Raw genomic sequence first — 11,607 nt, 5'->3', positions numbered from 1 at the left:
CCAGCGCCATATAAGCAGGGGGGATTTATTGCGCACAGGATGAAAATTTAACTCAGTATGAATAGAGATAAAAAATGGCAGCTGCCAGCTACATTAAGGATAACTGGCATTCACTTTTTGAATTTTTTACCGTTGTTTTAGTTGGCTACCAACTTAATGCTTACCACAGCATTTCTTGCCGTCCGGCTGGTGGCATGGGTGCGCAGATTCACCTTGATCGTCATGGTTGCAGCCACATCCTCCTGACATCTTCTTAGTTTCATAGTTTGCCGATTTTCGCCCCTGAGCCGGGTCAGTCAGCGGTGTCAGTGACGGGGCAGCTTCTGAGGCTAGCGTCAGGGCTTCCAAACGGCTGGTATCGATCTTAAATACGTTAATATCAAGATCCAGCAGCTTGCCCAGCATGCGTTCGCCGATATTACGGGTGACAATTCGCTGAGCGTTTTGTCTGGAAAGCAGCGTCAGTAGATTCTTCTTACCGGCACAGCCTGGTTCGCGTGCGGGGTTGATATGGTGGCAGACGACGCGTCCTTGATCGTTAATAAAAACAAAGCTGTCGGCTTTAGTAAAATGGCTGGCGATACGGTCGTTGGTTATCGGAACTGCAGTTATCATCAGTTGTTATCCTTCTTCATATTTATGATCTTCATCTTTTCGATTCATCAGTAACGCTTTGCCATGAGTAAGACATTCCACCACTTTAAAGCGGGCTGCCTTTAGTACGTTGGCAAAAGTTTGTCGTGATACCCCCATTTGAACGGCGGCTTCCTGCTGCTGCAGACCTAAATAATCCACTAAGCGCAAAGCCTCGAACTCGTCATCACCGAGCTGGACTTCATCAAGCAAACGCATCGGAATACCGTTAGGTTTAAAACAGGTATTCGCCGGCTGGCCGCAGATTTTTCGGGGGATTTTAGGTCTCGACATAGGTACTCCTAATTGGCATATGCCACATAGATTACGCCTTGTTTATGGCTTATGCTATAAAAAAGTGTATTGTTTTTGATATTAGTACTCAGCTGGATAGCGACTGATATTGAGTGAGGTCTAACCTTAGGCTAGGTGCTGGTTTGTGAGTTAAAACCTGGATCCCGTTTTTCAACGGGATGACGACTATCAGGGCGATATCTTAAGGGTAANTGCGTCGCGATAGTCCTCCGATTGTCTCCCAAAGCGAAATGGAGTCTAGCTTTAGGCTAGGTGCAGNTTTGTGAGTTAAAACCTGGATCCCGTTTTTCAACGGGATGACGACTATCAGGGCGATATCTTAAGGGTAANTGCGTCGCGATAGTCCTCCGATTGTCTCCCAAAGCGAAATGGAGTCTAGCTTTAGGNTAGGTGCTGGTTTGTGAGTTAAAACCTGGATCCCGTTTTTCAACGGGATGACGACCTTCAGGGCAATGACCTAAGAACGACATATTGGATGTTGTAACTTAAAGACAACGACTTAAGGGTTACAATGACTTAAGAATAATACCTTAAGACGACAGTCCCCCAGATCGTCATCCCGTTGAAAAACGGGATCCAGCCGTTGACCTTAGGTTTTTATCCCTTCCCACATTTAAAATATTGCGATATTCATTCAAGGAGATTCTTTCACCAATGGAATTAAACAAAAATATTGCCATCATTGGGAAATAATAAGCTAACTGATGCAATGTAATGAAAAGACCCTGCGTATATCTATTGACGAATAAACCTAATGGCACTTTGTACATTGGTGTTACATCAAACCTAATTAACAGAATGGAACAGCATAAGAGCGGTATCATTTCCGGGTTTACGCAAAGGTACGGTATTAAGCTGCTGGTGTGGTTTGAAGAACATTCAATGATGACTGATGCTATTGAGCGCGAAAAAGCGATAAAACAATGGCAAAGAGCATGGAAAATTGAGTTAATTGAAAGCATCAATCCCAAATGGCAGGATTTGTCGCTAACGTTGTGCTTCTAGGTCAACGGCTGGCTGATTCGCTATACAAGTATTTGTTTTTCCTATAGCTTGCCATCCCGTTTTCACTGGAATGACGAGCGTGTGGCCCCTCGTCATTCCAGTGAAAAACAAGACAATATAACGCTGTATGACTAACTGTCCTGTTTTACTATCTGATTAACCGCTCCGCTATAGCCGGTTTTATCGATGGACTTCAGCAGTTGGTCGACATCATAGCCTTCCGGCACAATCACTTCGGCCTGGCGGGTTTTCAGTGAGGCTTTGGCTTTGATAACTCCCTCGGTTTTACGCAGAGCCTGATTAATTGAGGTCACACAAAGCGGGCAGGTCATGCCTTTTACATCAATAATCACCTTAACGTTTTCTGCATAAATGAGTGGAGAAAAAAGTAGCAGGGCAAGCATCAGTAACCGTTTCATTCAAATACCTCAAATATCCAGGGTAAAACAAAGGGGTAGAACTGGAGCGCTAATATAACCGGCACTGCAATCCAGTACAGGCATAGCACTTGAAACCGGCTCAGGCGGCCGGTACAAAACGGCTTTTTAGAGAAATAGAGTCGCCAGAAGCCTGAGATAATCAGGCCCAGCGAAATCACTATCATCGGAATTTGTAGCCAGCCCAACTGCTCAATGCCTGAAAGACCCGCCGCAGATACGCCAAAAACCAAATAAATCAGCGGCCCGATACAACACAGGCTTGAGGCTGCGGCAGCGATTATCGCTGCCGCTAAGGTCGCTAAAGTGCCTTTATTACTACTCTTGAGACTGGTAGTCATAGGCAAAAACTTTAGGTTCATAATAGTTGACCGGATCGCCATCCACTTCGGCATACGGGTAGCCAAAGTTATTGATTGGCGCTTGTTCAGCATCCGGTGATAGATCGAAATCGCGACCGTAGTTAAAGCCGACCCAGTTCATTTCCCAGTTGCCAAACAGATAGTCATTAACCGCCTGAACGCTGGCATCGCTATGCTGTTTCTTTTCAGTCAGGCGCATTTTGGTCACGTCTGCCGGATCGGCCGGTAACCAACCATAGCCAGCTAAATAGAACTGAGCCCGACAGTGTTGACCGCCGCTAACGTTAGATAACCCTTTAGCATCTGCACTGCCAAAGGCAGTTTTGGAGTATTGATCTAGCTTAATGGATTTACCTAAACGGACGCCGAACATTTCGCGGGCAGGAATTCCAACCGAGCGGCATAGTGCAACGAATACCGAGTTAATGTCCGTACATTTTCCGCCTAACTTACCGCTTTCAAGAATAGTGGAAACATCGCCGGTACCGCAGCCAATCACGCTGTTATCGCGGAACATATTTGCGCTGACCCAGTTATATATCAAGCGGGCTTTTTTCAACGGATCGGTTTCTGTGCCGACGATTTTATCCGCAGTTTGTTTAACAATACCGGTGGTTGGCATATGGGTTGTGGCCAGCAGGTATCTTTCAACATCGACCGGATAACCAATTTTTTCTGGTGTTCTATAGGACTTCAGGTCGCCATTTCTTTCCGGCTCCCAGTCCAGAGTTTCAATGACCATTTCTACCGTCATTTCCATTTTCCCGGTCGAATCCGGCCAGGTGGCAAATAGCGTTTTGGCACCGTAGCTATTATCTGCAGTGATATAAGCATCTTTATAGTTGCCGTTAAACGTTAGTTTACGCAGTTGCTGGAAGTGAGTTTCTTCCGGTACCGGTATCCATAGTTTAACTACGCCGGAAGAGCCTTCCGGGGCCTTTACATCATAAGTCTGGACCAGAGTGAAACGGCGGCGCCCGTCGGTTGACGATTGTTCCTGAACTTGGGCAGTGGTTGCTGTAGCGATCGCTGGAGTAATGAAACCGGCGGTCGACAAAACAGCAGCGCTTTTAAGAAAGCTACGCCTTTTCATCATTGAGACCCTTAATATTGAATGGAATGTCACCAGATAGCTGGTGTAATTGCGAATTTAACGCGGGAAAAGATTATCTGACTAATGCTCCGGGGTATCAAGCATTATCCGGTAGCGATTGCTTACTTCACTCATGCTAAACAAATGTATTCAATAAGATCTATTGATTAGATGGTGCATGTTATTTTTCTACTGATAACTGATATAAATATCAGAGGATAAAATCAGAGTAATCTGGTTGTAATTTTGGTTGCTAATTTGTTTCTTAATTAATTTGTTATTATTCAATGCATTGATTTTTTTGTTGTTGATTATATTTGAAGTTATTCACAATTATATAAACTGGCATTAGCATTTAATATGTTGGTCAGATAGCATCTTTTATACCAATCAATTGTTCGTTAAATGATCTTTTGTTCAATCATAAAAATAAAGTGTACAACTGATTTACGCATAAGGAACAACGCAATGACGACACAACACGAAGGCATAGGACGGCGCTGGCTATTTTTCATACCCGTTGCCAGCATTATGTATATGCTGGCTTTCCTCGATAGAACCAATCTATCGTTTATCCTGCCCTATATCGGACAGGATCTGCATTTGACCAACAGCACGAAAGGAATGGCGTCAGGCATATTCTTTTTAGGCTATTTATTATTACAGGTTCCGGCGGCCCTAATGGCTGAACGCTGGAGCGCGAAAAAAACCATTTTTATTTTGATGATCCTTTGGGGGCTGGCGGCTATCTGGACAGGTCTGGTCCAGAGTACCACCGAATTAATGGCCGCCCGCTTTGTGCTGGGGGTCTTTGAAGGCGGGGTGCAGCCGGCTACGCTGGTGTTGCTGATTAAGTGGTTCCCTCAGCGCGAAAAAGCCAGAGCCAATGGCTTCTGGCTATTATGCATTCCTATCTCAGCCATTTTGGCCGCGCCGCTGACCGGCTTCTTGCTGGAGCATTTTAGCTGGCGGACGGTGTTGATTCTGGAAGGCTTTCCACCGATTATTTGGGCGGTGGTTTGGTACATCATGGTAGCCGATACGCCGGAAAAGGCATGGTGGATGAAGCCTGCCGAGCGTCAGTATATTGTGACTCAACTGGCGCTGGATGAAGAGAAAAAACAGTCAACAACCGGCCAGGATTCAGCCCGCTACCGCGATGTGTTCCGCAATCCTAAGGTACTGACGCTGATATTTGCCTGGTTCCTCTACTGCGCCGGTTTTTACGGTTTTACTATGTGGTTGCCTCAGGTTATTGCCAATATTTCTCAGGCAACGCCGGGCATCGTTGGCGTGTTAACTGCGATTCCTTATTTGATTGGTTTAGTCGGAATGGCCGTGATTGCAGTACGTACGGATAAACACGGGTTAAACAAAACGTCGGCCGCACTACCGTTGACCATTGCCGCTATTGCCTTATTGATCGGGCAATTTTTTCCGTCGGCGGTTATTCAGTTTATATTTTTGTGTATTGTTGCTGCCGGGCTCTATATCCACGGTGCATTCTTTGCCTTGCCGCCGTTAATTCTACGCACGGATATTCTGGCACTTTCGCTGGGCCTTATTGGCGGTATCGGTAATCTTGGCGGTTTCGTCGGCCCTTACGTTGTCGGCTGGCTGATTGATCTGACCGGAACGCCGTTAGCCGGATTCGCGATTATGGCCGCCGCCCTGTTTGTCTGTGGTTTAGCGTTGGCCTCCGTCACGCCTAAAGCCTCGGCTTCCGATAAGCCTGAAGTGAATGTATCCGGCGCCGTTGAGGCTGAGTGAGGAGAATAGCGATGAAAAGCATACATGAAAAGAATGGGCTGGACGCCGCGTCCGGAGGGATTACCTTAATCGATGCCCACCATCATTTATGGAATCTGGATACCCATCACTATCCCTGGCTGAAAAATTATGACCCTGATTCCTTTCTCGGCGATTACACCTCATTGATGCAGAATTACCTGCCTGAGGACTATGCTCAAGACAGCTCCGGTCATAGGATTCTGGCGACGGTCCACTGCGAGGCGGACCATGATTATAGCGATGAAGTCGCCGAAACCCGATGGGTACATCAGCAGGCGGAGCGCTATGGTTTTCCTAACGCTGTTGTCCCACATATCTGGTTTCATCAGGATAATAGTGAGGAAATTTTACTTGGCCACCTTAAATTTCCGTTGGTGCGTGGTATCCGCAGTAAGCCGGTCACCGCCCCGTCACCAGACCAAGTCGCAAGGGTACAAGGTGTTTCAGGAAGTATGCAGGATGATAAATGGCTGAGTGGTTTTTCATTACTGGAAAAATACCATCTGTCTTGGGATCTTCGGGTACCATTTTGGCATCTTGAAGAAGCCGCTGAGGTTGCAAAGGCATTTCCTGATACCCGAATTGTGCTGAATCATATGGGCTTCCCGTGGGATCGCAGTGAAAACGGGTTGGCCATCTGGCGCAAAGGTATGCAAGCGCTGGCAGACTGCCCTAACGTTTTAGTCAAAGTGTCTGAATTGGGGCTAAAAGATAGGCCATGGACCGTGGAGTGCAATCGTAGCGTAGTACTGGAAACTACCGAGCTGTTCGGTATGGATCGCTGCATGTTTGCCAGTAATTTCCCTGTTGCCGGACTAAAAATCTCTTATGATCAACTGGTCAATAATCTTGCGGAAATTCTGGACGGATACTCCTCAAGCCAGCGCGAAGCCTTTTTTTGGCGCAATGCCAAAGCATTCTACCGTATCGAGTTATAACTTATTTATTTTGCCGTTGATAAGATGCCGATAGAACCTCAAGGCCGGAGCAATATCCCGGCCTTAACTTACTGTCCACCATTTATTGTTGCCTCAATCCGGATCTCCCTTCTGGTGCTATAGTGGGTATAGCCTTTTAGTTACTCTCTTCCAATCGCAGAGTCCTATTACTCAGGAGCATCTCAATGAACTGGCGCATCGTATTAACTCTTCTATTTATCGGTATTCTTACAGGGTGTGCTCATACCGAAGATCTTCAGGTCAGCGCGATTACGGCCAAAGATGCGCCGGTACAGGACAAAAAATTTGTTATCGTTTCTGATAAGAATGAAGTGGTCGATAACGATCTGATTTTTTCTGAGTTTGCCCGGCAGGTAGCTTTAGTACTCGATCTGCAAGGATACACCCAGGTTAAGAATATTGATGATGCGCAGATTATGGTGGTATTGACCTTCCATATCAGTGAGCCGCAAACCAAAACAGAGATCGTTAATACCCCGGTTTACCCGACGGCAGGGCCGTTCTACCCCGGCCGTTTTGGCTATTATCCCTATCCGCTTTTAGGCTATTCGGTTTACCAGCCAATGGTTCACCAGTCGATTGTGTATAAAAAATTGGTACGCTTACAGGCATTAGATGCCTCAGCCTACGTCAAACAAAAGATAATCAAACCGCTGTGGGATATTCAGATAACCAGCAATAACCAGAATGGTGATTTACGCTACATGTTCCCTTATATGTTAGTCGCCGCTCAGCCTTATATTGGTCAAAACACAGGGCATAGTATTAATGTATCCGTAGATGATAAAGATCCGATGGTGGCAGCGTTAAGAATCGGGGAATAGTAAAGATTTATGGTTGGAATTGTGGTGGATGAAATCGATGCAAAATCTAAATGGCTTTGCCACTCATTTAAGGCCAACGGGATCCCGTTGGCCTTTTTAGTTATTGCGACTTTTTAATCAATAATTAGAAGCTGTATCGAACACCGATGTTTCCGCTATATGGCATTTCAACACTGCTGCCTTTGGCATAGTTAACTTCAGCGAAGGTTGACCATTGCTCGCCTAACTGTGCGGACACACCTACGCCATATTTACCAACGCTCCCTGACATATCATTATTGAAACGTTCGGTGTCATTGATAGTAACTGAGTTATTTTTCTTAAACTCATGGCTGGCTGCGACACGGGCATAAGGCTTAACCTGTGAGCCGTTATCCAGTAAAAATGACTTACCGAATGTGGTACCGATTTCGGCCTTCATTGATTCAGCCGCGTCAGCTTCAGTCTTTAAATTGTTAGACAATGTATAGCTGGTTTTGCCGCCGCGGAAGGCTGAAGCCATCAGGTAAGGCTCAATAAAATAGCTATCTAACTTAATATGTTTACCGCCTTCGACGGATAAACCAATGCCGTTAGTATTGTCGCTGGCGCTTGCTCTGCCACCGCCAAATTTAGCGTTATTTTCAGTCTTGAATCGGTTGGCTTTTAATACGCTATCAAGGTAGTAGCCGCTGTCGCTTAACCACGTTGAGTACAAACCGACTGAATAGCTGTCTACTGTTCCATCACCGCCGCCTGAGTAGTTCAGATCGGAACGGGAATAAGAAACCTGGCTACCGATAACTAGGCGTCCGCCGGTCTGGGAAATAGCATGATCAACACCCAGCATCACGCCGTTCATATCCTGCTTGTAGCCTACGTTATCTGTAGAAACGCGGTAGCGATTCGTGATGTATTTACCCCACACACCGTTTTGTGCAGAAGATTGATCGCGTAGCTCACCTAAACGGGATCTTAGCGTAGAAAGTTCGCCGTCCCAAACGGTAGGTGTAACGTTTGCCATAGAGATAACCGCTTTAGCACTGCCGGAAAGCTCCGGTTTTCCGCCGCCGGTATTACCATCAATATTCGGGTTAGTCGGCGGATTAACTTCAAGCTCCGACTCTGGTGCTGGCATTGGCGTTGGAGTAACAATTTCCAGCGGTTTAGTTTGGGTCAGACGCCAGTCATCGCTATTACTCTGGTCCTGAGCTAAATAATATTTATATGCCCCCAGCTCAACAGTGCCATTTTCTAACGAAAAGTTTTGCTGCGTGCTGCCCAGTGCGTGAATCAGGTGATAGCCTTCACTACCGGATCTCAGTTCGCTACCGTCATCCATCACTGTGACGTTAAAACTACCGTCGATTGAATCTGTGACGTTCAGGAAGTCGCCTTGCATACCGGCAACCCGCATACTAATGCTGCCGTTACCGCTCAGGTTTTTAACGTTGGCAATAGCATAACCCTGACCATTAGTATCCGTAGTGAAAGTCATCCGTCCATTGTTAATCAGATTATTAATACCGATCGTACGCTCAATAGTACCGGCATTAGCAACAACGGCCAGTTGGCTATCGCTATCATGTAGCGTGATATTTTCAGCGTGGGATTCCCCGGACTGATGGCTAATTGCGGTATAGACCGTGTCGGTATACATCTCAACCAGACCGGATTTATACACGTTTAAACCTCCGGTTGATTTACCGCCATCATAAATCTGAGCAGTACCGCCGTCATTGACCGTGGTGGTATCAATAATGCCTCCGTCGTAGACTGAAAGAAATCCGCCATTGTTGACGATGGTATCGCCTGCAATACTGCTCTCTGTATCAAGATTTCTGCCTGCAGCTTGCCTATAAGCCAACTCCCAGTTGACTTTCATCCACCCTCTATTATTCAGGATTGTGCCATAGGCTGAGCCACCGTAGTCGACATCTAATATTCCATAGCTGGTATCGGTGCCGGAAACAGTGGTGTTATTGGCAACGCCATAGTAAGTGTAGATTACCGTTCCGTCGCCTAATACTCCTTCACTAAGGCCAACGTCGAATTGGCCGCCTTCGATATTCACGCCAAACGTGTCAGACCCTGAGGACGTTAAGTAACCGCCTTGATAAACGGTTCCACCGTTTACGACGCCGCGGGTTTCCTCTGTATTAAGGCCATTATGCACCATATTAGAATAGACTTTTTGACCATCATAAATGTCGACATTATTAATCATTGCTCCGCTTACCCAGCTATAGCCCTTATTAATCAGATTGGCTTCAACTTGGGCTGAAATGTCTTCCAGCGTTTCGGCTGCATAAACCGATGCAGATAATGAACCTAATATAATGCTTAATGATGTTGCTAATAAATTCTTTTTGAATGATTTAGGTCTATTTCCAATAGTGATTTTATTGTCCATAATAATTTCCAAAAAAGTTTGATTTGGTGTTTTGTTGAATTGTCACGCTGTGAACAATTTTACAATTATTAAATAAAAGGTATTTTCATTTATACGGCGGGGTATCGGTTGGACTAAAAATATCCAGAAAAGTGCGTCTTTTATACACTTTTCTACAAGAGGGCATATTTTTTGATTACCGCCTGACCAGATCTTTGTGCTGATTTGAAGATCTTGATTAGTCTTATTATTGATCGAGAGCTAATGCGTAGCAATAAATATTAAAGCATAAGGATCTAAACCGAAGATTAGACAAGGGTAATCTTGGCTTATAATCTTTTGTGTTGATTAAGTCGGATATCTTCCTATTGGTCGACATTTTATTTTTATTTGCGGTATTTTATTGAAATAAATGATTGTAAAAATATGTTATTTTAAGTCTTATTTTTATTGTTTAAAGTGTTGTTTTGTTTGTTTTAATAAAATGGATATTTTTGAAAACAATAACCATGCTAATTAGGGTGTTATATTTTCAATAGCGAATGTGCGCTATATGAAATAATTCGATTTATTATTATTTTAATTAAATTTATTTTTTAAATTAATGACTATTTTAATGTGTTTTTATTTGGGGTTATAGATAGAGAATAAATAAAAAAGGAGACGTTTCCGTCTCCTGCTAGCAGAATAAAAAATAAGAAATTAATCAGGAGAACTCAATGACACCTTTGAGTAGAGTGCGATTGTTGATCACATCCTGTTCATAGCTATTACCGATTTCATGGAAATTGAATGTATGAGTCAGCATCATTTCTGCGCTGAGTTTACCTTCACTCATCAGGCGGCCAACTTTTTCAAAGTCTTCTGTAGTTGCATTACGACTACCCATCATGGTGGTTTCTTTTTTATGGAATTCGGGATCGGAGAAGCTTAAGTCCCCTTTAAACAGGCCGACAAAAACGATGCTTCCGCCGTGGCGAATCAAGTTGACGGTATTATTCATGGCGTGTTGATTACCGGTGGCATCGATGACTTTAGCCGCCAGCATACCGTCAAACTGCTGACGTAAATCCTGCTCGAAGGTGTGTGATGATGGATCGAGAGCGATAATATTAAGCTGTTGTTCAACGTGGTTACGGCGCTCCGGGCTGGTATCTGCCACAATAACGTTAGCGCCGTCGGCTTTAGCTATCGCCGCTGCACCTAGTCCGATCGGGCCAGCGCCAACCACCAAAACATGTTCTCCGGCCTTAATCGCAGCACGCCTTACCGCATGAGCACTGATGGCAAAGGGCTCAATTAAAGCGGCACCGATCGGATCAACGCCGTCGACGGCCAGCAGATTGGTTGCCGGTACACAAAGGTATTCGCTGAATCCGCCATCCTGATGGACTCCGATGACCGAAATATTTTCGCAACAGTTAGTCCGGCCGCTTTGGCAGGCCCCGCACTGACCGCAGGAGAGATAGGGCATCACGGCAACCCGTTGCCCGACTTTAAATTGGCTGGCGTTTTTTCCTAGCGCTGAGACCTCTCCGCATATCTCATGGCCTAATACCCGCGGGTAGCTGAAGAATGGTTGGTTTCCTGACCAGGCGTGAATATCTGTTCCGCATATTCCGACCGCGCTAATTTTGATTAGCGCTTCGCCCTCTGCCGGACTCGGCACTTCGCGTTGTTGATAGACCAGTTTGGTTGGTTCCTGACAAATTAATGTTTTCATATTTACATCCTCTGAGTAGATGCTGTCTTTTTATTTAAAAAATCAGATAAATGGTTTTTATTTATTCAAATATGTGAGCGGTTATCATTTATTT

At 45.1% G+C, this 11,607-nt stretch carries 11 protein-coding genes; 4 read left to right on the top strand and 7 right to left on the bottom strand.

The genetic code is table 11. The features are described 5' to 3' along the window. Window positions 1–153: 153 nt before the first annotated feature. On the bottom strand, window positions 154–615 hold the full coding sequence (locus YWE_RS28295; RefSeq protein WP_051323498.1) for a NifB/NifX family molybdenum-iron cluster-binding protein: 462 nt from the start codon (window positions 613–615) through the stop codon (window positions 154–156). 6 nt (window positions 616–621) lie between these two features. After that, window positions 622–927: a DUF134 domain-containing protein gene (locus YWE_RS0121510; protein WP_029096319.1), complete on the bottom strand. Its 306-nt coding sequence runs from the start codon at window positions 925–927 to the stop codon at window positions 622–624. A 735-nt stretch (window positions 928–1,662) separates the two neighbouring features. Between YWE_RS0121510 and YWE_RS0121505 the strand changes: the two genes are divergently transcribed. Further along, window positions 1,663–1,953 carry a GIY-YIG nuclease family protein gene (locus YWE_RS0121505; RefSeq protein ID WP_029096318.1) on the top strand — a complete coding sequence of 97 codons (291 nt, stop codon included), beginning with the start codon at window positions 1,663–1,665 and terminating at the stop codon, window positions 1,951–1,953. 131 nt (window positions 1,954–2,084) lie between these two features. Here YWE_RS0121505 and YWE_RS0121500 read toward each other — a convergent pair whose 3' ends face one another. Genes YWE_RS0121500 through YWE_RS0121490 form a run of 3 tightly spaced genes read right to left on the bottom strand, consistent with a single transcriptional unit; the run spans window position 2,085 to window position 3,845 of the window. Continuing rightward, window positions 2,085–2,372 (bottom strand): heavy-metal-associated domain-containing protein, encoded by a 288-nt coding sequence (locus tag YWE_RS0121500; protein ID WP_029096317.1) that lies wholly within the window; start codon window positions 2,370–2,372, stop codon window positions 2,085–2,087. Beyond that, window positions 2,369–2,731: a membrane protein gene (locus YWE_RS0121495; RefSeq protein ID WP_029096316.1), complete on the bottom strand. Its 363-nt coding sequence runs from the start codon at window positions 2,729–2,731 to the stop codon at window positions 2,369–2,371. The genes YWE_RS0121500 and YWE_RS0121495 overlap by 4 nt, the downstream gene beginning before the upstream one ends. Continuing rightward, complete coding sequence (locus tag YWE_RS0121490) at window positions 2,709–3,845, bottom strand: transglutaminase-like domain-containing protein (RefSeq protein ID WP_029096315.1); 1,137 nt, start codon at window positions 3,843–3,845, stop codon at window positions 2,709–2,711. Before YWE_RS0121490 ends, YWE_RS0121495 begins: the two co-directional genes overlap by 23 nt. A gap of 468 nt (window positions 3,846–4,313) precedes the next feature. Between YWE_RS0121490 and YWE_RS0121485 the strand changes: the two genes are divergently transcribed. The 3 genes from YWE_RS0121485 to YWE_RS0121475 all read left to right on the top strand — a co-directional run bounded on the left by YWE_RS0121485 (window position 4,314) and on the right by YWE_RS0121475 (window position 7,419). Beyond that, entirely contained in the window at window positions 4,314–5,615 is a 1,302-nt protein-coding gene (locus YWE_RS0121485; protein WP_029096314.1) for an MFS transporter, read from the top strand. 11 nt (window positions 5,616–5,626) lie between these two features. Next, the gene (locus tag YWE_RS0121480; RefSeq protein WP_029096313.1) at window positions 5,627–6,574 is read left to right on the top strand and encodes an amidohydrolase family protein; all 948 of its coding nucleotides are present in this window, start codon (window positions 5,627–5,629) and stop codon (window positions 6,572–6,574) included. 185 nt (window positions 6,575–6,759) lie between these two features. Beyond that, window positions 6,760–7,419, top strand: a complete 660-nt coding sequence (locus tag YWE_RS0121475; protein ID WP_029096312.1) for a hypothetical protein — start codon at window positions 6,760–6,762, stop codon at window positions 7,417–7,419. Between the two features lie 124 nt (window positions 7,420–7,543). Here the strand turns inward: YWE_RS0121475 and YWE_RS29225 are convergent, their stop codons facing one another. Next, window positions 7,544–9,811 (bottom strand): autotransporter outer membrane beta-barrel domain-containing protein, encoded by a 2,268-nt coding sequence (locus YWE_RS29225; RefSeq protein WP_051323497.1) that lies wholly within the window; start codon window positions 9,809–9,811, stop codon window positions 7,544–7,546. A gap of 685 nt (window positions 9,812–10,496) precedes the next feature. After that, window positions 10,497–11,513 (bottom strand): zinc-binding alcohol dehydrogenase family protein, encoded by a 1,017-nt coding sequence (locus YWE_RS0121465; protein ID WP_029096311.1) that lies wholly within the window; start codon window positions 11,511–11,513, stop codon window positions 10,497–10,499. Between the last annotated feature and the right edge of the window lie 94 nt (window positions 11,514–11,607).

The organism is Budvicia aquatica DSM 5075 = ATCC 35567 (assembly GCF_000427805.1).
GTDB lineage: Bacteria > Pseudomonadota > Gammaproteobacteria > Enterobacterales > Enterobacteriaceae > Budvicia > Budvicia aquatica.
This window is presented reverse-complemented; position numbering and strand designations above follow the sequence as displayed.